22 protein-coding genes and 1 riboswitch are annotated in these 25,264 nt (G+C 61.6%); of the genes, 8 read left to right on the top strand and 14 right to left on the bottom strand.

Features of this window, described 5'->3' with window-relative positions:
- Positions 1-7: 7 nt before the first annotated feature.
- Entirely contained in the window at positions 8-727 is a 720-nt protein-coding gene (locus tag QMX97_RS19785; RefSeq protein WP_282397444.1) for a 16S rRNA (uracil(1498)-N(3))-methyltransferase, read from the bottom strand.
- 65 nt (positions 728-792) lie between these two features.
- Positions 793-2,199, bottom strand: coding sequence for an adenosylmethionine--8-amino-7-oxononanoate transaminase (locus QMX97_RS19790; protein WP_106802411.1), 1,407 nt, complete (start codon positions 2,197-2,199; stop codon positions 793-795).
- Positions 2,200-2,480: 281 nt separating this feature from the next.
- On the opposite strand from QMX97_RS19790, the gene QMX97_RS19795 reads away from it, so the two are divergent.
- Both QMX97_RS19795 and QMX97_RS19800 read left to right on the top strand, forming a co-directional pair.
- A complete protein-coding gene (locus tag QMX97_RS19795) occupies positions 2,481-3,032 on the top strand; it encodes a cytochrome b (RefSeq protein ID WP_065904873.1) in 552 nt (183 codons plus the stop codon).
- Between the two features lie 32 nt (positions 3,033-3,064).
- Positions 3,065-3,643, top strand: a complete 579-nt coding sequence (locus QMX97_RS19800) for a YceI family protein (RefSeq protein WP_065904872.1) — start codon at positions 3,065-3,067, stop codon at positions 3,641-3,643.
- A 226-nt stretch (positions 3,644-3,869) separates the two neighbouring features.
- Here the strand turns inward: QMX97_RS19800 and QMX97_RS19805 are convergent, their stop codons facing one another.
- The 5 genes from QMX97_RS19805 to ahcY form a co-directional block, all read right to left on the bottom strand.
- Entirely contained in the window at positions 3,870-5,756 is a 1,887-nt protein-coding gene (locus tag QMX97_RS19805; protein WP_120450290.1) for a DEAD/DEAH box helicase, read from the bottom strand.
- 221 nt (positions 5,757-5,977) lie between these two features.
- Entirely contained in the window at positions 5,978-6,769 is a 792-nt protein-coding gene (locus QMX97_RS19810; protein ID WP_282397445.1) for a transporter substrate-binding domain-containing protein, read from the bottom strand.
- A 63-nt stretch (positions 6,770-6,832) separates the two neighbouring features.
- Positions 6,833-7,915 (bottom strand): hypothetical protein, encoded by a 1,083-nt coding sequence (locus QMX97_RS19815; protein WP_282397446.1) that lies wholly within the window; start codon positions 7,913-7,915, stop codon positions 6,833-6,835.
- Between the two features lie 83 nt (positions 7,916-7,998).
- Entirely contained in the window at positions 7,999-8,844 is an 846-nt protein-coding gene (gene metF / locus QMX97_RS19820; protein ID WP_065904866.1) for a methylenetetrahydrofolate reductase [NAD(P)H], read from the bottom strand.
- 165 nt (positions 8,845-9,009) lie between these two features.
- A complete protein-coding gene (gene ahcY, locus QMX97_RS19825) occupies positions 9,010-10,419 on the bottom strand; it encodes an adenosylhomocysteinase (protein WP_010207176.1) in 1,410 nt (469 codons plus the stop codon).
- A gap of 21 nt (positions 10,420-10,440) precedes the next feature.
- A riboswitch (S-adenosyl-L-homocysteine riboswitch) is annotated at positions 10,441-10,546 on the bottom strand.
- Between the two features lie 189 nt (positions 10,547-10,735).
- Here ahcY and QMX97_RS19830 point away from each other — a divergent pair.
- The 3 genes from QMX97_RS19830 to QMX97_RS19840 all read left to right on the top strand — a co-directional run bounded on the left by QMX97_RS19830 (position 10,736) and on the right by QMX97_RS19840 (position 14,136).
- Complete coding sequence (locus QMX97_RS19830; RefSeq protein WP_065904864.1) at positions 10,736-11,140, top strand: hotdog domain-containing protein; 405 nt, start codon at positions 10,736-10,738, stop codon at positions 11,138-11,140.
- 105 nt (positions 11,141-11,245) lie between these two features.
- Positions 11,246-13,177, top strand: coding sequence for a patatin-like phospholipase family protein (locus tag QMX97_RS19835; RefSeq protein WP_282397447.1), 1,932 nt, complete (start codon positions 11,246-11,248; stop codon positions 13,175-13,177).
- 71 nt (positions 13,178-13,248) lie between these two features.
- The gene (locus tag QMX97_RS19840; RefSeq protein WP_065904861.1) at positions 13,249-14,136 is read left to right on the top strand and encodes a formate/nitrite transporter family protein; all 888 of its coding nucleotides are present in this window, start codon (positions 13,249-13,251) and stop codon (positions 14,134-14,136) included.
- Here QMX97_RS19840 and QMX97_RS19845 read toward each other — a convergent pair.
- Complete coding sequence (locus QMX97_RS19845; protein ID WP_065904859.1) at positions 14,130-15,389, bottom strand: sodium:proton antiporter; 1,260 nt, start codon at positions 15,387-15,389, stop codon at positions 14,130-14,132. The two genes, QMX97_RS19840 and QMX97_RS19845, sit on opposite strands and share 7 nt — an antisense overlap.
- Before the next feature lie 182 nt (positions 15,390-15,571).
- Here QMX97_RS19845 and QMX97_RS19850 point away from each other — a divergent pair, with 182 nt between their 5' ends.
- Positions 15,572-15,958: an MAPEG family protein gene (locus QMX97_RS19850; protein ID WP_065904857.1), complete on the top strand. Its 387-nt coding sequence runs from the start codon at positions 15,572-15,574 to the stop codon at positions 15,956-15,958.
- A 162-nt stretch (positions 15,959-16,120) separates the two neighbouring features.
- Here QMX97_RS19850 and QMX97_RS19855 read toward each other — a convergent pair whose 3' ends face one another.
- Positions 16,121-17,308: an MltA domain-containing protein gene (locus QMX97_RS19855; RefSeq protein ID WP_282397448.1), complete on the bottom strand. Its 1,188-nt coding sequence runs from the start codon at positions 17,306-17,308 to the stop codon at positions 16,121-16,123.
- A gap of 128 nt (positions 17,309-17,436) precedes the next feature.
- Between QMX97_RS19855 and QMX97_RS19860 the strand changes: the two genes are divergently transcribed.
- Positions 17,437-17,886 carry a cytochrome c gene (locus QMX97_RS19860; protein ID WP_065904855.1) on the top strand — a complete coding sequence of 150 codons (450 nt, stop codon included), beginning with the start codon at positions 17,437-17,439 and terminating at the stop codon, positions 17,884-17,886.
- 6 nt (positions 17,887-17,892) lie between these two features.
- Here the strand turns inward: QMX97_RS19860 and QMX97_RS19865 are convergent, their stop codons facing one another.
- From QMX97_RS19865 to QMX97_RS19885, 5 genes are all read right to left on the bottom strand, one after another.
- Entirely contained in the window at positions 17,893-18,288 is a 396-nt protein-coding gene (locus tag QMX97_RS19865; protein WP_065904854.1) for a DUF1090 domain-containing protein, read from the bottom strand.
- A gap of 70 nt (positions 18,289-18,358) precedes the next feature.
- Positions 18,359-20,023 carry an NAD-dependent DNA ligase LigB gene (ligB, locus tag QMX97_RS19870; RefSeq protein WP_282397449.1) on the bottom strand — a complete coding sequence of 555 codons (1,665 nt, stop codon included), beginning with the start codon at positions 20,021-20,023 and terminating at the stop codon, positions 18,359-18,361.
- A gap of 96 nt (positions 20,024-20,119) precedes the next feature.
- Positions 20,120-20,470, bottom strand: a complete 351-nt coding sequence (locus QMX97_RS19875; protein ID WP_065904850.1) for a hypothetical protein — start codon at positions 20,468-20,470, stop codon at positions 20,120-20,122.
- 215 nt (positions 20,471-20,685) lie between these two features.
- Positions 20,686-21,876: a methionine adenosyltransferase gene (gene metK, locus QMX97_RS19880; protein ID WP_282397450.1), complete on the bottom strand. Its 1,191-nt coding sequence runs from the start codon at positions 21,874-21,876 to the stop codon at positions 20,686-20,688.
- 19 nt (positions 21,877-21,895) lie between these two features.
- Positions 21,896-22,891: a metalloregulator ArsR/SmtB family transcription factor gene (locus QMX97_RS19885; protein ID WP_065904848.1), complete on the bottom strand. Its 996-nt coding sequence runs from the start codon at positions 22,889-22,891 to the stop codon at positions 21,896-21,898.
- A 259-nt stretch (positions 22,892-23,150) separates the two neighbouring features.
- Here QMX97_RS19885 and tkt point away from each other — a divergent pair, with 259 nt between their 5' ends.
- On the top strand, positions 23,151-25,148 hold the full coding sequence (tkt, locus tag QMX97_RS19890; RefSeq protein ID WP_106802419.1) for a transketolase: 1,998 nt from the start codon (positions 23,151-23,153) through the stop codon (positions 25,146-25,148).
- The last annotated feature ends 116 nt before the right edge of the window (positions 25,149-25,264 follow it).

The raw sequence follows: 25,264 nt of genomic DNA on the forward strand, positions 1-25,264 counted from the left end.
GGTGGGGTTAGAAGTCGCCCCAGAGTTGCTGGGCCACCGCCAACGCGACGACGGGCGCCGTCTCGGTCCGCAATACGCGCGGGCCCAGGCGGGCGGCATGGAAGCCGGCGTGTTGCGCGGTTTGCACTTCATTGTCGGTCAACCCGCCTTCAGGACCGATCAGGAAGGCCAGGCTGGCAGGCTTGGCATGGCTGACCAGCGGCTCGGCCACCGGGTGCAGGACCAGTTTCAAGTCGGCCTCGGTCTGCTTCAACCAGTCCGCCAGCAGCAGCGGTGGGTGAATCACTGGCACTGTCGAACGCCCACATTGCTCGCACGCGCTGATTGCCACCTGGCGCCAGTGCAGCAGGCGTTTATCGGCGCGTTCATCCTTGAGGCGCACTTCGCAGCGCTCGCTGAAAATCGGCGTGATCGCGTTGACGCCCAGTTCGGTGGCTTTCTGTATCGCCCAATCCATGCGCTCGCCCCGCGACAACCCCTGGCCGAGGTGGATGTGCAGCGGCGATTCGGCCTGCCCGGCGAAGCTTTGCGTGAGTTGCACGCTGACGCGCTTCTTGCCGACATCCAGCAAAGTACCCAGGAACTCCTGGCCGGAATCGTCGAACAACTGCACGGCGTCGCCTTCGTTCATGCGCAGTACACGGCTGATGTAGTGCGCCTGGGCTTCGGGCAGTTCGTGCTCGCCAAGGCTCAGCGGGGTGTCGGTGAAAAAGCGGGACAGTCTCATTTCTGTTCTCTGGAAAATAAGGTGTTTCTGCAGGCGCCGGCTTGCCGGCGCCTGCAAGGGTGTGATCAGCCGGGATCGCGAAAGCCTGGGTGGAAGTCCTTCGGCACGGCGACACTGACTTTGCTGTTGGTGGCAATGTCGATGCCTTCACTGGCCACCTCGGCCAGGAAATCGATCTGCTCCGGCGTGATCACATAAGGCGGCAGGAAATACACCACGCTGCCCAAGGGCCGCAACAGCGCACCGCGTTCCAGGGCATGCTCGAAGACCTTCAGGCCACGGCGTTCCTGCCACGGGTAGGCGGTCTTGGTGGCTTTGTCCTGGACCATCTCGATGGCCAGGACCATGCCGGTCTGGCGCACTTCCGACACGTGCGGGTGGTCCACCAGGTGCGCGGTGGCGGTGGCCATGCGCTGGGCCAGGGCCTTGTTGTTCTCGATGACGTTGTCTTCTTCGAAAATATCCAGGGTCGCCAAGGCGGCCGCGCACGCCAGCGGATTGCCGGTGTAGCTGTGGGAGTGCAGGAAGGCGCGCAGGGTCGGGTAGTCGTCGTAGAAGGCGTCGTAGACATCATCGGTGGTGACCACCGCCGCCAATGGCAGGTAGCCGCCGGTGAGGGCCTTGGACAAACACAGGAAATCCGGGCGGATACCGGCCTGCTCGCACGCGAACATGCTGCCGGTGCGGCCGAAGCCCACGGCGATTTCATCGTGGATCAGGTGCACGCCATAGCGGTCACAGGCTTCGCGCAGCAGCTTGAGGTACACCGGGTGGTACATGCGCATACCCCCGGCGCCCTGGATCAGCGGCTCGACGATCACCGCCGCGACGCTGTCGTGGTTGTCGGCGAGGGTCTGTTCCATGGCCTGGAACATGTTGCGCGAATGCTCTTCCCAGCTCATGCCTTCGGGACGCAGGTAGCAATCCGGGCTCGGCACCTTGAGGGTGTCCAAGAGCAGCGCCTTGTAGGTTTCGGTAAACAGCGGCACATCGCCCACCGACATCGCGGCGATGGTTTCGCCGTGGTAGCTGTTGGTCAGGGTGACGAAGCGCTTCTTGTTCGGCAGGCCGCGGTTGAGCCAATAATGAAAGCTCATCTTCAGCGCCACTTCGATGCACGACGAACCGTTGTCGGCATAGAAACAGCGGGTCAGGCCTTCGGGCGTCATCGCCACCAGGCGCTCGGACAGTTCGATCACCGGTTGGTGGCTGAAACCGGCGAGGATCACGTGTTCGAGTTGGTCGACCTGGTCCTTGATGCGCTGGTTGATACGCGGGTTGGCGTGGCCGAACACGTTGACCCACCAGGAGCTGACGGCATCGAGGTAGCGCTTGCCTTCGAAATCTTCCAGCCACACGCCTTCACCGCGCTTGATGGGGATCAGCGGCAGTTGCTGGTGGTCTTTCATCTGGGTGCAGGGATGCCACAACACGGCCAGGTCGCGTTGCATCCACTGGTTGTTCAAGCCCATCGGTCATCTCCTCGAAGCGGTCCTGCGTGTGGCGCAGGTGAAACATTCGCGCAAGCCTATGCAATGCAGGCCTGTGTCACAACCCATTGCGAGTTTGAAGCGTAAATTGGTGGTAAACGCAGGACAGTCCGTCACGTTTCTTCTGGATAGTCCTTAATCTCTTGTTAACTTACTCTGCATACGCTCTTGATCGTATTTCTCGATATTTCAAAGCGAAATTTTCCGCTTTAATTCGATAGGTAAATCGATAGTCTTGCCACAGCTCTTACGGGATTTGGGACATGCAACTACGTAATTCACCGGCCCGCTATGGCTGGGTCAGCATCGTTTTGCACTGGGGCGTGGCCCTGGTGGTGTTCAGTCTGTTCGCATTGGGCCTGTGGATGGTCGGTCTCGACTACTACAGTGCCTGGCGCAAAGACGCCCCGGACCTGCACAAGAGCATCGGCATTACGCTGTTCGCCATCATGCTCGTGCGGATCGTCTGGCGCCTGGTCAGCCCGCCGCCGCCACCGCTTGCCAGCTATAGCCGCATGACGCGTCTGGGGGCTGCGTTTGGCCACGCGTTCCTGTATCTCGGGCTGTTTGCCGTGATGATTGCCGGTTACCTGATTTCCACCGCAGACGGTGTCGGGATCCCGGTGTTTGGCTTGTTTGAGATTCCTGCGCTGGTTTCCGGGCTACCGGACCAGGCAGACACTGCAGGCGTGGTGCATTTGTACCTGGCCTGGGTATTGGTGGTGTTCGCCGGCCTGCATGGCGTGGCCGCGCTGAAACACCATTTCATTGATCGTGATGTGACCCTGGTTCGTATGCTGGGGCGCAAAGCCTGATGTTCAACCTCGACTCACAAGGAATAGAAAGCATGTTGAAAAAGACGCTCGCCGCTCTGGCAATCGGTACCGCCCTGCTGTCTGCTGGTCAGGTGATGGCCGCCGACTACAAGATCGACAAGGAAGGCCAGCACGCCTTCATCGACTGGAAAATCAGCCACCTCGGCTACAGCTACATCCACGGTACCTTCAAGGACTGGGATGGCTCGTTCAGCTGGGATGCCGCCAAGCCTGAAGCCAGCAAAATCGCGGTCGACGTGAAAACCGCCAGCCTGTGGTCGAACCACGCAGAACGTGACAAGCACATCGCCAGCAAGGACTTCCTCGATGTTGGCAAGTTTGCCGATGCCAAGTTCGTGTCCACCGCTGTTAAATCCACCGGCGAAAAAACCGCTGACGTGACGGGCGACCTGACTTTCCACGGCGTGACCAAGCCTGTGACCTTCAAGGCGACCTTCAACGGTGAAGGCAAGGATCCATGGGGCGGCGAACGTGCTGGCTTCAACGCCACCACTACCGTCAACCTGAACGACTTCGGCATCAAAGGCCCAGGCCCGTCCTCGCAGACCGTGGACCTGGACATCTCGCTGGAAGGCGTCAAGCAGAAGTAATTTCTGTTTTTACCCGAAAAAACCGGATCCTGAGATCCGGTTTTTTTATGCCTGGAATGCACGCAATGTGGGCGCTGGCTTGCCTGCGATGCGGGCACATCGAAGCATCAGGCACACCGAGTCGATACGATCGCAGGCAAGCCAGCTCCCACAGTTGATCAGTGTCGAGTCAAAAAAAATGCCCCGTCTCGAAAGAGGCGGGGCATTTTTTGTGGTGCTGTGAAACTCAGCGGTTGCGGGTCAGCAGCGCCGGTTTTTCACCACGAGGACGGCCTGGCAGTTGATCCAACTGCTCCGGTGTCGGGAAGCGGTCGGCTTTCGACTCCTTGTGGATGATCTTCGGCGCCGGGCCACCGCGCGGGTTCTGCACGGCGGGTTCGGACAAGCGTGGCTGGTCGTCACGGGCCGGGCGACGGTTGTTGCTGCGCGAATCATCGCGACGGGCCTGGCCATCACGTGGCGCGCCGTTACGCGGGCCGTTGCGCTTGGCCGGTGGCGTACCGGTGGTGCCGCCGCTGCTGTTGCGCGGACCGTTCTGACGACCGCCCTGTGGCTGGCCGCCACGTGGGGCACCAGCGCCGGCACCTTGCGCCGGGGCGCCTGGGCGACGGCCACGACCCTGGGCCGGTTTGGCCTGGGGCACGTAGTCGACGCGGTTACCGAAGTTATCCACGTCGTCGTCGAGGAACTCGTCCGGGGCGCGGTCGGCTGCAGCGCGTGGTGGCTGGGTCGGCTGGCGCTGTTCGCGGGCCGGGGTGCCTTCACGTGGTTTTTGCTCACGGGCCGGGCGCTCGCCACGGCCGTTGGTAGGCGCTTTTTCCTTGCCGCCCTTGTCCTTGCCCTTGTCGCGACGACCACCGCCACCACCGCCGCCGTTCGGGCCATCGCCCTTCGGACCGCGTGGGTTGCGTGGGTTGCGCACGTCCGGACGCTCGCGCGCTTCTGGCTTTTCAGCCTCGACGGCGCTGGCATCGAAGCCCATCAGGTCGCCGTCGGCGATTTTCTGCTTGGTCATGCGCTCGATGCTTTTCAGCAGTTTTTCTTCGTCCGGTGCAACCAGGGAGATGGCTTCACCCGAACGACCGGCACGGCCGGTACGGCCGATACGGTGCACGTAGTCTTCGTCGACGTTCGGCAGTTCGAAGTTGACCACGTGTGGCAGTTGGTCGATATCCAGGCCGCGGGCGGCGATATCGGTGGCCACCAGGATGCGCACTTCACCTGCCTTGAAATCGGCCAGGGCTTTGGTGCGGGCGTTCTGGCTCTTGTTGCCGTGGATGGCGACGGCGGTGAGGCCGTGCTTGTCCAGGTACTCGGCCAGGCGGTTCGCGCCGTGCTTGGTGCGGGTGAACACCAGTACCTGTTCCCACGCGCCGGCGGTGATCAGGTGGGCCAGCAGCGCACGCTTGTGGCTGGCGGCCAGGCGGAACACGCGTTGTTCGATACGCTCGACCGTGGTGTTCGGCGGCGTGACTTCAATGCGTTCCGGGTTGTGCAGCAGCTTGCCGGCCAGGGCGGTGATGTCGTTGGAGAACGTTGCCGAGAACAGCAGGTTCTGACGTTTGGCCGGCAGGCGGGCGAGGACCTTTTTCACGTCATGGACAAAGCCCATGTCGAGCATGCGGTCTGCTTCGTCCAGCACGAGGATTTCCACGTGGGACAAGTCGACGCTGCCTTGGCCGCACAGGTCGAGCAAGCGACCGGGGCAGGCGACCAGCACGTCGACACCACGGGACATGGCCTGAACCTGTGGGTTCATGCCGACGCCGCCGAAGATGCAGGCGCTGACGAACTTCAGGTCGCGGGCATACAGCTTGAAGCTGTCGTGCACTTGCGCGGCGAGTTCGCGGGTGGGGGTCAGGACCAGTACGCGCGGTTGGCGCGGGCCGTGACGCTGGGATTTGTCCGGGTGACCATTGGGGAACAACCGCTCCAGAATCGGGAGGGCGAAGCCGCCGGTTTTACCAGTACCTGTCTGAGCCGCAACCATCAGGTCGCGACCTTGCAACACGGCGGGAATGGCCCGCTGTTGCACCGGAGTAGGCTCGGTATAGCCCGCTGCCTCGATGGCGCGGACTAAAGCCTCGGAGAGACCGAGGGAAGCAAAGGACATGAGTAATCCTGTTTTAGTTAGGGCTTGGCCCAGAGGGATAATCTTGCCGGGCGCGAATGGCGCTTAGGGGAGCGCAATCCCGTCCGGTCCTGCTGCGTCTGGCGAGCACTCCACCGGCTCGCGCGGGCTGAAAGCTGCGCTGTAGCGGGGTTGGGTGCCTTTTTCAAGACCTCAGCGGCCGGGCGTAAGCCTGGCGGAAAGGCCGGAGTATAACAGAGCAATCACTGCGCGCTGCTTTCCTGCTGCTCAACGGTGTCTCCTGCTGCCGATATGGCCTGGATTCCACCATATTTGGCACCCAAGGCGGCGTAGGCCGGTTCCTGTTTGAAGCGCCTGAGCTCGGCGGCAAAGCGCTGCACCAGCAGGTCCATGCCCGCACCCCGGCGCACGGCCAGGAACTGCGGCTGGCGGCTGACCACGACCTGGGCCTGGCTGACCTTGCCTTCCAGGCCCAAGGCCTTGATCACGTGCTGGCCGACCCGGCGGTCGGTGATCACCAGGTCGATGCGCCCGAGCATCAATTTGCCGAAGTTGGCCTCATGGCTGGGCGCCGCTTCGCGGTTGAACAGCGCGGAATCGCTGAACGGCTCGCCGTACAGGTAGCCTGGCGAGGTGCCGATGGTCAGGCCGCGCAGGTCCTCAAGGCTTTGGGCCGGGTGCGGCCGTTCGTTGGCGTAGAACAGGGTGAACTCGACTTGTGACAGCGGTTCGCTGGGGTAGAGCAGCAGCGCGTCGCGCTCATGGCTGTGGAAAATATCCAGCGCGCCGTCGGCCTGGCCCTGGTCAAGCATGGCCAGGCAGCGCTTCCAGGGCAGGAATTGCCACTCTACATCGACCCCCAGGCGCTGGAACACGATCACCGTGGTGTCGTAGTCCAGTCCCTGCATGGCGCCGCGTTCTTCGTACACATAGGGTGCCCAGGGCTCGGTGACAATGCGCAGTTTCTCGCCATAAGCGGCCAGGCTCAGGCAAGTGAAAAGGGCAGCGGTCGCAAGCTTCAGGATCACGGGCATACCCTGAGGTTACGACGCTCCTGCGCTAAAGAGAAGCTCTGGCACACGCATCTGCAGGCGGTATCAATGCGTCTGCGAACTCATCAGGTGCTCGTAGATGGCGGTACGCCGCTCACCGAGAATCAGGCGCACCAACGGGTTGGCGAACCAGTGCTCCAGCTGGTGTGCATCGACCGGGCGCTGCTGGCGCTCTTCCTGATTCTGGCGGGCCTTGTCCCACCAAACCGGGCCACATGCCTGGTCGAACTCGTTTTCGTGCTCGTAGCACCCGTAGAGAATCTCGCGGATGAACTGCTGCTTGCGCTTGGGCAGGGCCAGGGTGATCAGCTTGTACATCAGGCGCTGCAGGCGTGGCGGGCGCGGCAAGTGGGCGGAGACCTTGCGTGTGTCGGCCAGGGCCAGGGGGCTGATGGGGCTGGCCCTGTGCTTGGTGATCCACGCCTTGACCTTGGCCCGGAACAGCTGTTTGCGGCTCCAGTAATGGTGGATCAGGTCCGGGCATTGGCGCACGTTGACCTGGCGGTAGGCGGCAACCGACAGGCAGAACTCTTCCAGGGTGTAGGCGCCGAGAGCCATCGGGAACAGTTCGTCCATCAGCGCGATCGACTGGTCCAACAGGTGTGCGTCCTGGCGTGCCAGGCCCATGACCCCGGAGTTGAGCAGCCACATGTTGTCGTCGGCCAGGCCTTTTTCGCTCAGGTATGGCGCGAGCGCTTCGTACAGCACGCTTTCGCGGTTATCGCCGTACTTGGCGTGGAAGGCGTTGCACAGCAGGGTGCCGGGCGCGACGCGCTCGAACAGGGCCATGGGCGAATCGTGGAAAAACGTATCGGTGTCGATCAGCAGTGCCCGCTCCGCCGTTTCCAGGACTTGGCGCAACAGCACGTGCTTGGTGCGGAAATGGTAGCCGTGAGGTTCGCTCCAGCGTTTACGCGTGGCCTCATCCAGTACGTGGACCTGCACCGGCAGGCCGTCGTAGGGCGCCGGGTTGTCGCTGAACACCTGGATGTCCAGGGGCAGGTCCTCGGTTGCGCCCAGCTGCGCCAGGGCACTGGCGATGCTGAATACCGCCTCCTGATGATAGGTCTCGGCGCCGAATACCAGGTAAACCAGCTGCGGGCGGGGAGTCGGGGACGCTGTATTCATTTACTGCAGGCTTCCATTCCGGGGAGATATGAACAAAAAAAGCCCTCGTATAAACGAGGGCCTGGGTGCAGCTCGGTCAGACCTCAGCGCGGCAGCTTGAGGTTGTTCCAGATTGCAAGGCTCGGCTCAGCCTGGTTAAGCGTATAGAAGTGCAGCCCAGGTGCGCCACCCTGCAGCAATTCTTCGCACATGCTGCTGATGACCTGTTCGCCGAACGCCTGGATGCTCTTGACGTCGTCGCCGTAGGCTTCCAGTTGCTTGCGGATCCAGCGTGGGATCTCGGCACCGCACGCGTCGGAGAAGCGTGCCAGCTTGCTGTAGTTGGTGATCGGCATGATGCCTGGCACGATCGGGATGTTCACACCCATGGCCCGTACGCGCTCGACGAAGTAGAAGTAGCTGTCGGCGTTGAAGAAGTACTGGGTGATCGCGCTGTCGGCGCCGGCGTTGGCCTTGCGCACGAAATTCTGCAGATCATCTTCGAAGTTGCGCGCCTGGGGGTGCATCTCCGGGTAAGCCGCCACTTCGATATGGAAGTGATCGCCGCTTTCTTCACGGATGAAACTCACCAGGTCGTTGGCGTAGCGCAGCTCACCGCTGGCCATGCCCATGCCGGATGGCAGGTCGCCACGCAAGGCGACGATGCGCTTGATGCCGGCTTGCTGGTATTGGGTCAGCAGGCCGCGCAGGTCGGCCTTGCTGTCGCCCACGCACGACAAGTGCGGAGCGGCGGGAATGTTGGCTTCGCTTTCCAGCTGCAGCACGGTGTTGATCGTGCGGTCACGGGTCGAGCCGCCGGCGCCGTAGGTGCAGGAGAAGAAGTCAGGATTGTAGCTGGCCAGTTGCTTGGCAACAGCCATCAGTTTTTCATGTCCAGCATCGGTCTTGGTCGGGAAGAACTCGAAGCTGTAGCGACGGTCTTGGGACATGTGAGGTCTCCAGCTGCAAGTTGCAAGCCTCAAGCTGCAAGAGGGCGGTGTGCCTGTTCTTGCAGCTTGGAGCTCGCAGCTGGTAGCTGCTTAAAGAGCAATGAAGTAGCAAGCCCTCGGCACAAGCGCATTTCTTGACGCTTGCCGCTGAAAGCTTGCCGCTGCTTAGTAGCGGTAAGCGTGCGGCTTGAACGGACCTTCGACGGTCACGCCGATGTAGTCGGCCTGGGTCTTGGTCAGTTGAGTCACGACGCCACCGAAGCCGCGGACCATTTCCAGGGCCACTTCTTCGTCGAGTTTCTTCGGCAGTACTTCCACGGTCAGGCGCTCGGCTTTCTGGGCAGGCGACAGGTCGGCGTATTTCTGGCCGAACAGGAAGATCTGGGCCAGAACCTGGTTGGCGAACGAGCCATCCATGATGCGGCTTGGGTGGCCGGTGGCGTTGCCCAGGTTAACCAGGCGGCCTTCAGCCAGCAGGATCAGGTAGTCATCGTTCTGCGGGTCGAAATCGCCAGCGCCGGTACGGTGAACCTTGTGTACCTGTGGCTTCACTTCTTCCCACGCCCAGTTCTTGCGCATGAAAGCAGTGTCGATTTCGTTGTCGAAGTGACCGATGTTGCACACTACGGCGCGCTTTTTCAGGGCCTTGAGCATGTTCGCATCGCAAACATTGACGTTACCGGTGGTGGTCACGATCAGGTCGATCTTGCCCAGCAGGGCTTTGTCGATGCTCGCTTCGGTGCCGTCGTTCTGGCCGTTGATGAACGGCGAAACCACTTCGAAACCGTCCATGCAGGCTTGCATGGCGCAGATCGGATCGACTTCGGACACCTTGACGATCATGCCTTCCTGACGCAGGGACTGGGACGAACCCTTGCCCACGTCACCGTAGCCGATCACCAGGGCTTGCTTGCCCGACAGCAGGTGGTCGGTGCCGCGCTTGATGGCATCGTTCAGGCTGTGACGGCAGCCGTACTTGTTGTCGTTCTTGCTCTTGGTCACCGAGTCGTTGACGTTGATGGCCGGGATTTTCAGCTCGCCCTTGGCCAGCATGTCCAGCAGGCGGTGTACGCCGGTGGTGGTTTCTTCGGTCACGCCGTGGACGCGGTCGAGGATCTGCGGGTACTTCTTGTGCAGCAGCTCGGTCAGGTCGCCGCCGTCGTCGAGGATCATGTTGGCGTCCCATGGCTTGCCATCCTTGAGGATGGTTTGCTCCAGGCACCACTCGTACTCTTCTTCGGTCTCGCCTTTCCAGGCGAACACGGCGATACCGGCAGCAGCGATAGCGGCAGCGGCCTGGTCTTGAGTCGAGAAGATGTTGCAGGACGACCAGCGTACTTCGGCACCCAGGGCAACCAGGGTCTCGATCAGCACGGCAGTCTGGATGGTCATGTGGATGCAGCCGAGGATCTTCGCGCCCTTGAGCGGTTGCTCAGCGGCGTACTTGCGACGCAGGCCCATCAGCGCAGGCATTTCGGATTCGGCGATAAAGGTTTCGCGACGGCCCCAGGCAGCGAGGGACATGTCGGCGACTTTGTAGTCGTTGAAATCTGCAGGCGTGTTTACAGCGCTCATGAAGAGCCTCCATTCGTAGTGTGCGAATGGGCGCCGTTGTGCGTTTAGTATCCAGCTGGCTAACCAGGCCGGACAACGCCCCATCCGAGCCTGACAGGTTGAACCTGCTGCAGCGCCCCTCGGACAGGTGGCGGGAGAACGGTAGTAGCCGTTCTGAAATCGGGGGCGATTATAGCTGTCTTTGTCCGGCTAGTGGCAAGCAACAAGCTACAAGCGGCAAGTAAGAGCGAATCGGCTACTACTTGCAGCTTGTCGCTTAAAACTTGAAGCTGGGGGCCACAACCCAATCGCCAAACATCTCAAACCTGGAGTCCCCATGAACTTCCACACCCGCAAATGGGTAAAACCCGAAGACCTCAACCCCAACGGCACTCTGTTCGGTGGCAGCCTGTTGCGCTGGATCGACGAAGAAGCGGCGATCTATGCGATTGTCCAGTTGGGCAACCAGCGCGTGGTGACCAAGTACATCTCCGAAATCAACTTCGTCAGTGCCTCGCGCCAGGGCGACATCATCGAGCTGGGCATCACCGCCACCGAATTCGGTCGCACCTCGATCACCCTGACCTGTGAAGTGCGCAACAAGATCACCCGTAAAAGCATCCTCACCGTCGAGAAAATGGTCTTCGTCAACCTCGGTGAAGATGGCCTGCCAGCGCCTCACGGCCGTACGGAAATCAAGTACGTCAAGGACCAGTTCCAGGAGGATGGCATCCAGGAATAACTGCATGCCCACCGGTTTGGTTTCTGTTACCTGATTGTTCCGGTTGGATCTTTCCCAGGCTCTGTCATCACTCAGCACTACACCCCCCGCAGAGTGAGTCAGCGCATGAAAGTGCTCAATCCGGTCAACCCCGTTCAGTTTCTCTCGCCTGGAGATGTCAGTACCCACGCCGATCACACCGCGAAGATGTTACGGGTGGAGGGCGGCGGCGCGCGCAATCTGATCCTCCAGCGCGATCCCCATGGGCGTGTGGAGGTGACATTGTCGCGGCCGCCCATCACGCATTTGGTGCTCAGCGGTGGTGGCGCCAAGGGGGTTGCCTTTTCGGGGGTGGTGCAGGCACTCGAGGACGCCCGGAAGCTGGAAGGCATCCAGGTGATTTCCGGCTCATCCGCCGGTGCGATTTCTGCAGCATTGATCGCCAGTGGAATGAGTGCCGCAGCCTTCGATGGACTGTCGGACAACATCAGTCTGCCAACCTTGCTGAACAGCAAAGACCCTGTGACGGCCTGGTTGCAGGACGCCAGTTCGACACTGGGCAAATACCTCGGGTACTTGCCGGGCCCGGTCGGCAATATTTCCCAGTTGCTGATGACCCTGCTGCCGCGCCTGAAAACCGATGCCGCCCCGCTGGAGGACATGATCCGCGACGAGTCGCGCAAGGCGCTTCTTGGTCATATTGCCGACACTCCCAGAGAAACCCGGCCTGCCGACGTCATGCGCATTGCTGACAAGCTCAGTGCTGGTGGCGCGCCGACGTTTGCCGACCTTGAGGTGTTAAGCCGCAGTATTGCAGCGGTCAAGCAACTCAATATCACCGGCACGGGCATGTTTGGAGGGCGTCCACAGTTGGTAGTGTTCAACAGCAGTTTGACGCCGGACATGGATATTGCCCGCGCTGCGCGTATTTCGGGTTCGTTGCCGGCACTGTTCAAAAGCCCTGTGGAACAGGGGCATGGCTTCCAGATGGCGACAGAAACCACGACCTTTCAGGACGGTGGCCTGATGCTCAATACGCCAGCGCCAGGCGTGGTGGACCGATTGTTTGCCGAGAGCCTCCTGAGCAAGCCCGAGTCGCTGATCATCAAATTCGAGCCTGACTCCGCCGAGGAGCCTGCCCAAAGTGGCAGTTTTTTCAGCAGCTTGGTCGACTGCATTACGGGAACGCCACATTCGGCTGCCGAGGCTTACCAGGATAATAGGCTCAAGGCATTTGCCGACCAGACGCTGGTGTCGCCACTGAATACCGAACAGGGAGATTTTCGCGGCCTGTTCAACGGGACGGTCAACTTCACCATGAAGGATGAGCACAAGCAGCACCTGCAGGAAAGGACCCGTGAAGCGGTGGCTGGGCACCTGCAGAATCTGGCCTCGACGAGGGATTCTCACTCGTTCGGTTCGCTGGATGCGGCGGTGCTGGCGATGGATGATGAAACACTGGCCAGTGTGCAGACGGCGTTGCAGGCAGACAGTGCCGCAGCCAGTGTGCTGATGTTTCGAGAAGAAGCGAAACAGGCGTTGTGCGCGCTGGACCATGCGATTACAGAGGTCGATAAGTCGCATGCTGGCTTGCTGTTCACTCCGAAGCTGTCGTCGGCAGTGCGCAATCTGGAAGCACTTGCCCGAAGTCCCGAGCAATTGGAGTGGTTGGGACGGCGCTTGAATGACCCAGGCCAGCGAAATTTTCAGCGATTGCTGCAAGTGGCTGCTAATCAGGGCTCCGGCGATGTACCGTCCACTTCCAGGGTCATGGCTTGCGCTGTTGCCGAAATGAAACGTCGCGATATTGCGGTGAGTGCCGAGAGCTTTACACGGGAGGTTATCTACCCGTCGCTGTTCCGACCTGGCCAGCCGGCATCCAATGTCGAACTGTTGCAGCACGCGGCCCGAGACTTGGCCAAGGCCACCACGCCGCAGGCGTTCAATCGTGTGCTTGATGATCTCAGCGAACATTACCAGGCGCGCAACACGCCATGGAGTATGTCTTCCAGTGACACTACTGTGGAGATGGCCAAGGCCTGGCGCAAACGGGTTTAGTTGCCTGGCCACTGAACAGCTACTGTGCCGGCATGTCGTAGCTACAGGCACCCCTCGGACTCTGGTACATCATGGCCACTCAAGCAGACGGCAAGACCCCCAACCTGTCGCAGGAAGAGCAACAGGACGTAGACAAGAACCAACCCCCGCGCGCGGCAGTGTTGCATGAAATCATCCGCACCCAGGGCGACCAGGAGCTGGAGCGCAGCGTCGCCGCCTTGTGGTGGTCGGCGCTGGCTGCCGGCCTGACCATGGGACTGTCGCTGATGGCGATGGGCTTGCTCAACTCGCGCCTGCCAGATGGCGAAGCCTTCAAGGTCATCGCCAGCTTCGGCTACTGCGCGGGCTTCCTCGCGGTGATCCTGGCGCGCCAGCAATTGTTCACCGAAAACACCCTGACTGCCGTGCTGCCGGTGATGAGCAAACCTACGCTGGGCAACGCGGGACGCCTGCTGCGCTTATGGACAGTCGTGCTGGTCGGCAACCTGTGCGGCACCCTGCTGGTGGCGTATGTGATGCTGCACCTGCCGATCTTCGATACCAAGACCGACCTGGCCTTCCTCGAAATCGGCCGCAAGATCATGGAAAACGACGCCGGCCAGATGTTTGCAAAAGGCATCGTTTCCGGTTGGATGATCGCGACCATGGTGTGGATGATCCCCTCCATGGAAAGCGCCAAGATGTGGATCATTATCCTGATCACTTACCTGATGGCCCTGGGGGACTTCACCCATATCGTCGTCGGTTCGGCCGAGGTTTCGTACCTGGTGTTTGCCGGCGAATTGCCGTGGAAAGACTTCTGGCTGGTGTTTGCCGGCCCGACCCTGGCCGGCAATATCATCGGCGGCAGCTTTATCTTTGCGTTGATCAGTCACGCGCAGATTCGCAGTGAAAGCAGCTTGCCGGGAAAAACCGCTGCGGACCCGAGGCATCCGCAGCAGATCAACAAGGATCAGTGAGGCTCGGGCGTGGCTTGGGGCTCGTCCCGAGTCACGCGCTTGACCAGCCTGCCGATGCTCAACCCCTGCAAAAGGATCGACGACAGCACCACGATGTAGGTAATGCTCAGCAGCAGGTCGCGCTCCGGGCCGAGCGGCAAGGCCAGTGCCAGCGCTACCGAAACCCCGCCGCGCAAGCCCCCCCAGGTCAGGATGCGGATGGTCCCGCGTGGCACCGTGCGCCAGCGGCGCAGCAGCAGGATCGCCGGAGCAACGGTCAGCAGGCGTGACAGCAGGATTGCCACGGCCAGGAGGCTGGCAGCGAAGACGTGCAGCCAGTTGAACGGCAACAGCAGCAGCTCCATGCCGATCAGCGCGAACAGCAGCGCGTTGAGCATGTCATCGAGCAGCTCCCAGAAGCCATCCAGATAGCGACGGGTCATGTCGTTCATCGCCAGCTTGCGCCCCAGGTTGCCGATGATCAGCCCGGCCACCACCATCGCAATCGGCGCCGAGACGTGCAGTTCGGTGGCCATCGCCGAACCGCCGATGACCAGGGCCAGGGTCAGCATCACTTCGATCTGGTGCTGCTCGATGCTCTTGATCATCAGGTACACGAGGTAGCCGATCAGGCCACCAAACACCACGCCGCCAATCGCCTCATGGGCAAACAGCATCGCGGTAGCGCCTACGGTCGGCGTTTCGCCCAGCTGTGCAATACCCAGTAAAACCGTAAACACCACCACCGCCGTGCCGTCGTTGAACAGTGACTCGCCGACGATCGTGGTTTTCAGCGGTTTGGAGGCGTTGGCGGTACGCAGCACGCCCAAGACTGCAATCGGGTCGGTGGGTGAGATCAGCGCGCCGAACAGCAGGCAGTAGAGGAAGCTCACGTGCCAGCCAAACAGCGCGAAGATGTAATACGCCAGGCTGCCGATCACCACGGTGGCAATCAACACACCGAACGTTGCCAGCAGGCCGATGGGCCAGCGGTAGCTGCGCAGGTCGTTGAGGTTGACGTGCAGGGCGCCGGCGAACAGCAGGAACGACAGCATCCAGTTCATCAGCAAATCGCCGAAGTCGATCTGGCCGATCAGTTGCTGGATACGTTCCTCCAGGCCGGGGTAGCCGAGCACGCTCAGGCCTTGCAGGATCAGCGAAAACAGCAGGGCCGTGACCATCACGCCGATGGTGGGTGGCAGGCCGATAAAACGGAAGTTCACATAGGTGAGCAGGGTGGTGAGGCAGATGAAGGCGGCGACAAGTTCAAGCATCCGGGGTCCTTGGAGGTTGGGTGGCAGTTCTTTGGTGCATGGGTGGACCGCAGGGCGGGCATGAGGTTGCACAGCGCGATAGAACCTTTCGGTGCGCGGCGTGCTCATAGCCGGTAAGTGCGGTTTGCTAGGTTTAGTGCTAAAACTCTAATTTCTGTTTAAAACTACAAAAGGAATCAGTGATGACGGTGGCTTTCTGGTGTGTGTTGATAGCGATTTTCCTGCCTTACCTGTGCACAGGGGTGGCCAAGTTCAGTGGCGGCAAATTCGGCCCGCGGCAGAATCATGATCCGCGCGCTTTTCTGGATACCCTCGACGGCTTCGCCAAGCGCGCCCACAACGCGCAGCTCAACAGCTTTGAGGTGACACCCGCCTTCGCGGCGGCGGTGATTATCGCCCACCTTGCCGGGACTGCGTCGTTGGTGACCATCAATGTGCTGGCGGTGCTGTTTATCACCAGTCGCCTGTTGTACATCATCTGCTACGTCGCCGACTGGGCAATGCTGCGTTCGCTGGTGTGGTTTGTAGGAATGGTATTGATCGCGAGCTTCTTCTTCGTCTCAATCTAAGGCGTAGCCGGCCCTTCTATTGTGGCCGGGCTTACTGTGGCAAGCGGGCTGCTGTGGCAAGCCCGCTCGCCACGAAAAGCCCGCTCGCCACAGAAGTCCGCTTCCCACGACAGGCCTTCTCCCCACGACAAGCCCGTTTCCACATTTGATCTTCAGTGTTCCTCAGGTACCCGCGGGTGCATCCGGCACGTGCGGCAACGCCGCGCCTTTGGGCCACAGCATCCAGATCTGGCCTTGCTGCTTCATATTCCCCGCCAACTCGCCTGCCGCATCACCCGTGCCCCAGAACAGATCCGCGCGCACTTCGCCGGTGATTGCACCGCCGGTGTCCTGTGCGGCGACGGGACGTGCCAATGCCGAGCCGTCGGGCGTGGTGGTCGACAGCCACAACAGGCTGCCCAGCGGGATCACCTTGCGATCCACCGCCACGCTGTAGCCTGCCGTCAGCGGCACGTTCAGCGAACCGCGCGGACCTTCATTGCTGTCGGGACGGGCGCTGAAGAACACGTAGCTGGGGTTGCTCGCGAGCAGTTCCGGGATTCGCTCCGGGTGCGCCTTGGCCCAAGCGCTGATGGCGCCCATGGTCACTTCTTCTTTCTTCAACTCGCCTTGCTCCACCAGCCAGCGGCCGATAGGACGATAGGGGTAGCCGTTCTGGTCGCCATAACCCACGCGCAGTTGGCGCCCGTCCTTGAGTTGAATGCGGCCCGAGCCCTGGATCTGCAGAAATTGCAGGTCCATCGGGTTGGTCAGCCAGGCAATCGGCTTGGCGCTGGAGCCTTGGCCGTTGATGGCGCTGGCATCGTCATAGGGCTTGAGCACGCGGCCTTCGAGGCGACCGCGCAGGCGCTTGCCCTTGAGTTCCGGATAGATGCTTTCCAGATTGACGATGATCAGGTCATCCGGCACGCCATACACGGGCACATGGGCGGTGGCAGTCTTGGTCAGGCTGCCGGGGTAGACCGGTTCGTAGTAGCCGGTGATCAGGCCATTGGGGGTGTCGTCGGCCGAGCGCAGGCCGAATACATCCAGGCGTTCTTTGAGAAAACCACGCACCGCCACGGCATTGCCCGGCACGGTGACCGCTGCGGCACAGGTCGCACCCCAGATCGGGTCGGCCTTGAGGCGTTGGCAGGCGCTGCGCCAGGCTTCAAAGCCGGCCAGCAGGTCGCTGTCGGATACCGCCGGCAGGGCTTCCCATGGCGCGCTCACATAGGTGGCTACGGCATGGGGTTTGGCCACTTCCTCTGTTTTGTTGGCGTCTTTACCGCCATCACAGCCGGCCAGCAGTGCAGCAATCGGCAGAGCCCACGCCAGGCGGCGGCTCCAGGTTTTCAGCACGACATTCATAAACGCAATTCCTGAAGCGATTGCCCGCGCTGTAGCGCAGTCGGGCAACCCTTATTATTAATAGGGCTATTGGTCTTTACGGGCGGGGCGAGGATACTGGCCGCCGTTTCCCGTGACCCTGAGCCATCATGACTTTTAAAAAACTGACGGTTGTATTGCTGGCCTGCGTGGCCTTGTCCGCCTGTGGCGGTGTCGATCCAAATTCCCCGCTGGGCCAGCGCAAGGCGATTTTCAAGCAGATGCTCAAGACCGGCGAGGACCTGGGCGGCATGTTGCGCGGGCGCATCCCGTTCGACGGCGCGAAGTTTGCCGAAGGCGCGGTCAAGCTTGATGCGTTGTCGCATGAACCGTGGAAGCACTTCCCGAGCGTGCGCGAAGAAGATCACACCAGCGCCAAGGACGACGTATGGCAACAACAGGCACGCTTCCAGGAACTGGCCCGCAACCTTGAAGCGGCCACCGGTGAACTGGTGGTTGCCAGCCAGGTCCAGCCGTACAAGGCCAGCAACCTTGGGCCTGCGGTGCAGAAAGTCGAAGATGCCTGCAGCGCCTGCCATAAGCAGTTTCGCGATCACTGACCGGCGTTATTCGTCGAGTTGTTCCACGGCGTCCTGCAGTTCTTTGCGCGACTGGGCGAGCTTGTCCTTACGCTTGTTGATTTTCTCGGCATCGCCTTTTTTCATTGCCTTGTCGAGGTCAGCCTGACGGCGGCTGACTTCGTGCTTGGCGTCGAGCACCTTGTTTTCGCGCTCCTTCCTCAAGGAGGCGTCGGTGCAGTTGGCAGTGACTTCGCTCAGGGCTTTTTCCAGCCCGGCCTGTTGCGCGCTGTTGCCATGCGCCTTGGCTTGTTCGATCTGGGCGCTGATGGCCTGGCGCTTGGCGGCGCAGCCGGTGAGGGGGGCAACTTCTTCGGCCGCCAGCAGTGGCGTGGCCATGCAGCTTGCGACAGTCAACAAGACAAAAGGGGCGAGAAATTTCATGTGAGACTCCAAAGTCGCAATCTGGCAGCAGGATGAATTCTGCCGCCGTTCAAAGGTGGCCAGGCCGGGTTCAAAACCCGTCTATCCCGGCCACGCGTAGTGTTTCAGCCAACGCCTGTACGTGCGGATCGCGAAAAAAAGCGCTCAGTTGCGCTGCGCGACCCGGGCCGATGCCATCGGTGGCCTGCCAGGCCTGGGTGTCCTTGGCGGCCAGTGTCTGCCAGCCGCCCTCCAGGTTGTTGCGTGCCGCAGGCGGTATGCCCAGGGCCTTGAGCCATTGGGCGAAGGGCCGTTGCCGCGCGCTGTGCAGGCTGTCGAGCACCCGCGCGCGGCTGCGATCGCCGAAGCCATCAATGTTAGCAAGCTCTGCCGCGTCCAGGGTTAACCAATCGAGAAAGCCTGCGATTAGACCGGCCTGGATCAATATGTTCCAGGTCTCGCGGCCGATATGGGGCAAGGCCAGGCCTTGATCACCGCTGAGCCAGGTGAGCCGCGCCAGCAGTTGTTCCTCGCAGCCGGGGTCCAGCTGCCAGCAGCTCAAGGCGTGGAAGTCCAGAGGGTCCGGGACCGGTAGGTCGACCCGGGTGGTGTTGCGCAGGATCACTTGGTCCAACCGTGGGATGATCTGGCCCGCCAGGCTGATGGCGACTTGATCGCCAGGGCGGATGTCCAGTGCTTGCCAGCGTTTCAGCGAGCCGACGTTGACACGGCTGATCTGCCGGTCATCCAGCCGCACGGGCTCGAGTTCGAGCATCGGGGTGATGCGCCCGGTACGGCCGATCTTGAACCGCACGTTGCGCACCAGTGCCAGGGCCTTGGCCGCCGGGTACTTCCAGGCGACCGCCCAGTACGGCGTGCTGGCCTGCCAGCGCTCGGCGGGTGCGCGCTGCGCCTGGTGCAGCACCACGCCATCACTGGCGAAGGGCAGGGGATGGTTGTACCAATAGGCGCGCCAGTGTGCGGCGTGGGTAATGTCCTGGATGGGCTGGCTGTAGCGCTGGCTGTCGGTGAAACCCCAGCGTGCCAGGCTGGCCAGGCGCTCGTTGAACGCGGCCGGGCCGTCGGGCCAGGCCCAGATGAACACGCCGATGCCGGCGGCTTCGATGTCGCTCAAGTGTTTGCGGTTCATCAGCCCAGCCACTTTGCTGCGGGCATTGAGCCCGCCATGTGCCGACTGCACGTGGTCGTCGAGGCGCCAGTAGAGTTCGCCTTGCAGCACCAGGTCGAGGGGCTCCGGCAGCTGCTGGACGATAGCCGGGATCTTGCGCGCCGAGGCTGACCAGTCCTGGCCGAGCAGGCCATCGCCACGGCTGATGACCCGGCTCAGCCGACCCTGGCGGTACACCAATGTCACCGCCACGCCATCGACCTTGGGTTGTATCCACACCTCCTGGCGCGTGCCGAGCCAGGTGCCGACTGCCTGTTCATCCAACAGTTTTGCCAGCCCGGTATGGGCGACCGGGTGAGCCAGGGTGCCGCGTGCGCTGGCCAGTGGGTTGTCGGGCTTTGCCGTGGGTTGAGGGAAACATTCGCGCCATTGCGCGAGGCGTTGGCGAGCCTGGTCGTAGAGCTCATCGCTGACGGGGGAATGGCCGAGCCGGTGATAGCTGTCATCCCACTGGCGGATCTGTTCGGCCAGGGTGCCGAGTTGGGTCCGGGCTTCAGCCGGGCAGCCGTCAGCCCAGGCTGAAAAGGTCAGCGTGCTGAGCAGCAGCGCAATCAGTAAGCGCGTCATGAGCATTCCTTGCTCGTAAAGGGCGCCCAGCCTAAGTGATCCAGGCAGGCACAAAAAAGCCCCGGCAGTGCGGGGCTTTTTACCGGGTGTTTCCAGTTACTTGAACAGACCGCCCAAGGCTTTCACGGCGTCATTCTTATCAGCCTTGGCCTCCTGGGTTTGCTGCTTGGCGTCGGCCTTGGCCTGGGTTTCAGCAAGTTTGTTACAGCCTTTGTTGATCTGCTCCTGCGCCGCTTTGAAGGCCTTCACTTTCAGGTTGTCTTTCTGGGCTTCGGCTGCATCGATCTTGGCTTGCAGGTCCGCGGATTGCTTCTGGCAGTCGCCGGAGTTACCGCCACCCAGTTGGGACGTCAGCGCGCCACTCAGTGCGCTCAGGTCGGCGGATTGGGCCGGCAGGGCGAACAGGCTGAGCAGAAGGGCGGCAGGGGCGAGCGTGGAGATGCGCATGAAAACCTCAATGTTCGATTGCCTGCGCGCTGATCGATCCCGGGCTGGCGCAGGGCAATATCCAAATAAGGTAGAGGGCCCGAGAGGGCGCGGATTCTAGAGGGCCATTATTTGGCCTGCAAGCTTTGGATCCAAAAAATGTGAGGGTGATCCCGCAGGCAATAAAAAAGCCCCGCCGGGGGTAAACCCGGCGAGGCTTTATGTGCCGTGAGCGATTACAGGCCGGCGGCGGTGCGCAGGTCGTTGGCGCGATCGGTCTTTTCCCAGGTGAAGGTGGTGAAGGTGTCGTCGCCGACAGTCTTCTGCGCAGGGGTACGACCGAAGTGGCCGTAGGCTGCGGTTTCCTGGTACATCGGGTGCAGCAGGTCGAGCATGGTGGTGATCGCGTAAGGGCGCAGGTCGAAGATCTCGCGCACCAGCTTGACGATCTTGTCGTCGCTGATCTTGCCGGTACCGAAGGTATTCAGCGAGATCGACGTAGGCTGGGCCACGCCGATGGCGTAGGACACCTGGATCTCGCAGCGCTCGGCCAGGCCCGCGGCGACAATGTTCTTGGCCACGTAGCGACCGGCGTAGGCCGCCGAACGGTCAACCTTGGACGGGTCTTTGCCGGAGAACGCGCCACCGCCGTGACGGGCCATGCCGCCGTAGCTGTCGACGATGATCTTGCGACCGGTCAGGCCGCAGTCGCCCACCGGGCCACCAATGATGAACTGGCCAGTCGGGTTGATGTGGAACTGGGTGTCCTTGGACAGCAGTTCGGCCGGCAGTACGTGCTTGACGATCAGCTCCATCAGGCCTTCACGCAGATCTGCGTAGGAAACGTCCGGGTTGTGCTGGGTCGACAGTACAACGGCGTCGATGCCGACGACTTTGCCGCCTTCGTAGCGGCAGGTCACCTGGGACTTGGCGTCCGGGCGCAGCCAAGGCAGCAGGCCGTTCTTGCGGGCTTCAGCCTGGCGTTGCACCAGCTGGTGCGAGAAGGTGATCGGCGCTGGCATCAGCACGTCGGTTTCGTTGCTGGCGTAGCCGAACATCAGGCCCTGGTCGCCGGCGCCCTGATCTTCAGGCTTGGCACGGTCGACACCCTGGTTGATGTCAGGCGATTGCTTGCCGATGATGTTCATCACGCCGCAGGTCGCGCCGTCGAAGCCGACGTCGGAGCTGGTGTAGCCGATGTCGGTGATCACATCACGAACGATCTGCTCCAGGTCAACCCAGGCGGTAGTCGTTACTTCGCCAGCGATGATCGCTACACCGGTTTTCACCAGGGTCTCGCACGCCACACGGGCGAACTTGTCTTCAGCAATGATGGCGTCCAGCACCGCATCAGAAATCTGGTCGGCGATTTTGTCCGGATGCCCTTCAGACACGGACTCGGAGGTGAAAAGGGAGTATTCGCTCATCTCGATGTTTTCCTGAAATTTACCGATGGTGAGTGTCGCCAGCCGGCCGCTGGAAATGGCGGACCTGGATCTGGAAACCATTACGTAAACCTACATAGAGGCTTTCCCCGGGAACGAGTCCCGCAGCGGTGGCCCAACGGGCCAGATCGTCCTGTTCAAAACCCAACCAGAGATCACCGCAGGCCTCCCTGGCCCAATTCTGGTTGTGGCTGCATAAATCTGTGACCAGCAGGCTACCGCCGGGTTGCAGCAACTTCGCCATCTGCTTGAGGGCGTCTGCGGGGGCAGCGAAATGGTGCAGCACCATATTCAGCACCACGCAGTCGGCCTGCAGACTGTTGTGATTGAGCGCATCCGCCAATTGCAGGCGCACGTTGCCCAATGCTTCACGCTCGCACAGCTGGCGCGCCAGTTCGAGCATGGCCGGGCTGTTGTCCAGCGCCGTGACCTGCTGGAAACGCCGCGCCAGTTCTGGCAGGAAACCGCCATCGCCAGGGCCCACTTCGAGTGCCGTGGCTTCATCACTGAAGCTCAGCTTGTCCAGCAGCGCCAGTACGCTGTCGCGGTATTGCGGCAAACCTGCGATCAGGTCCTGCTGGGCGCGAAACTTCTCGGCAACCCGGGTGAAAAAATCCTGGCTGGCGGCGGCGCGCTGACCATGGACCTGACCGATGCGCGACTGCACGTCGCTGGGCAGGGCCAGGCTGTCGACTTCTTCGAGCAGGGCGGCGTGCAGCTTGCCGCCGAGCAACTCGGTGTGGGGCAGGGCGCGACGGTAGAAAATCGCATTGCCTTCGCGGCGGGTGGCCACCAGGTCGGCCTGGGCCAGGACCTTCAAATGGTGGCTCATGCCGGACTGGCCGATGGCGAAGATCTGCGCCAGTTCGAGTACGCCGAACGAATCGTTGGCCAGTGCGCGCAATACGTTCAGGCGCAACGGGTCGCCAGCGGCCTTGCACAAGGCTGCCAGGTCATCGCCGTCGTCAGGACGCAGGGAGGGCACGGGTAGATTCATAAGGCCAGCAGTCTAGTGACGAGGTGAAGACCTCGCAAGGCCAATATCAAAAAGTTTTGATATTGAACGATAAGTGGCAGTTATAAGCAGCCGCTATAACCTTTAGACGAACCGGTCGGTCTTTTCTGCAAGCGATTGCCGCGCAAAGCACAGGAAAAACACCCACAAGTGACTATCTGTCATTGCCCGCAGGCGGTGGCTGAGGGAAAATGCCGGTCCTTTTTTCCGTTTCTTTTATTCAAACCCCAGGAGATCAGCGATGCCCAGCCGTCGTGAGCGTGCCAACGCCATTCGTGCCCTCAGCATGGATGCCGTGCAAAAAGCCAACAGCGGCCATCCCGGTGCCCCGATGGGCATGGCGGATATCGCCGAGGTACTTTGGCGTGACTACCTGAAACACAACCCGAGCAACCCGTCGTTCGCCGACCGTGACCGCTTCGTGCTGTCCAACGGCCACGGCTCGATGCTGATCTATTCGCTGCTGCACCTGACTGGCTACGACGTCACCATCGATGACCTCAAGAGCTTCCGCCAGCTGCACAGCCGCACCCCGGGCCACCCGGAATTCGGCTACACCCCAGGCGTCGAGACCACCACCGGTCCCCTGGGCCAAGGCCTGGCCAACGCCGTTGGTTTCGCGCTGGCCGAAAAAGTCCTGGGCGCGCAGTTCAACCGCCCTGGCCACAACATCGTCGACCACCACACCTACGTGTTCCTGGGTGATGGCTGCATGATGGAAGGCATTTCCCACGAAGTCGCGTCCCTCGCCGGCACCCTGGGCCTGGGCAAGCTGATCGCCTTCTACGATGACAACGGCATCTCCATCGACGGCGAAGTCGAAGGCTGGTTCACCGATGACACGCCCAAGCGTTTCGAAGCCTACAACTGGCAGGTGATCCGCAACGTGGATGGCCACGATCCGGAAGAGATCAAGACCGCCATCGACACCGCGCGCAAGAGCGAGCAACCCACCCTGATCTGCTGCAAGACCACCATCGGTTTCGGCTCGCCGAACAAGCAGGGTAAAGAAGACTGCCACGGCGCCCCACTGGGTGACGCGGAAATCGCCCTGACCCGCGAAGCGCTGAAGTGGAACCACGGCCCGTTCGAAATCCCGGCCGACATCTACGCCGAGTGGAGCGCCAAGGAAAAAGGCCTGGCGACCGAAGCCGAGTGGGACCAGCGTTTCGCGGCCTACTCCGCCGAATTCCCTGAGTTGGCCAACGAACTGGTACGCCGCCTGGCCGGTGACCTGCCTGCGGACTTCTCGGAAAAAGCCTCGGCCTACATCGCCGAAGTCGCGGCCAAGGGCGAGACCATCGCCAGCCGTAAAGCCAGCCAGAACACCCTGAACGCCTTTGGCCCGCTGCTGCCTGAGATCCTCGGCGGCTCGGCTGACCTGGCCGGTTCCAACCTGACCCTGTGGAAAGGCTGCAAAGGTGTCTCGGCCGAAGACGCCAGCGGCAACTACATGTACTACGGCGTGCGCGAGTTCGGCATGAGCGCCATCATGAACGGCGTGTCCCTGCACGGCGGCCTGGTGCCTTACGGCGCGACCTTCCTGATGTTCATGGAATATGCGCGCAATGCCGTGCGCATGGCCGCACTGATGAAGAAGCGCGTGATCCACGTGTACACCCACGACTCCATCGGCCTGGGCGAAGACGGCCCGACGCACCAGCCGGTCGAGCAGTTGACCAGCCTGCGCACCACGCCGAACCTGGACACCTGGCGTCCAGCCGACGCGGTCGAATCCGCAGTGGCCTGGAAACACGCGATCGAGCGTAAGGACGGCCCTTCGGCGCTGATCTTCTCGCGTCAGAACCTGCAGCACCAGGCGCGTACCGACGCGCAGATCGCCGACATCAGCCGTGGCGGTTATGTGCTCAAGGACTGCGTCGGCGAGCCGGAGCTGATCCTGATCTCCACCGGTTCCGAAGTCGGCCTGACCGTCCAGGCCTACGACAAGCTGACCGAGCAAGGCCGCAACGTGCGCGTTGTGTCCATGCCGTGCACCAGCGTGTTCGAAGCCCAGGACGCCGGCTACAAGCAATCGGTATTGCCACTGCAGGTCAGCGCGCGTATCGCCATCGAAGCGGCTCACGCCGACTACTGGTACAAGTACGTAGGCCTGGAAGGCCGCGTAATCGGCATGACCACCTACGGTGAGTCGGCGCCGGCGCCAGCGTTGTTCGAAGAGTTCGGCTTCACCCTGGAAAATATCCTGGGCCAGGCTGAAGAGCTGCTGGAAGACTAAGGCTGTAGATTGAGGTGGCTGTACTGACGCCTTCGCGAGCAAGCCCGCTCCCACATTAGATCGGGTTCACATGGTTGCAATTGTGAACCCATTCCAAATGTGGGAGCGGGCTTGCT

This window comes from Pseudomonas sp. PS01298, from assembly GCF_029959745.1.
GTDB lineage: Bacteria > Pseudomonadota > Gammaproteobacteria > Pseudomonadales > Pseudomonadaceae > Aquipseudomonas > Aquipseudomonas aylmerensis.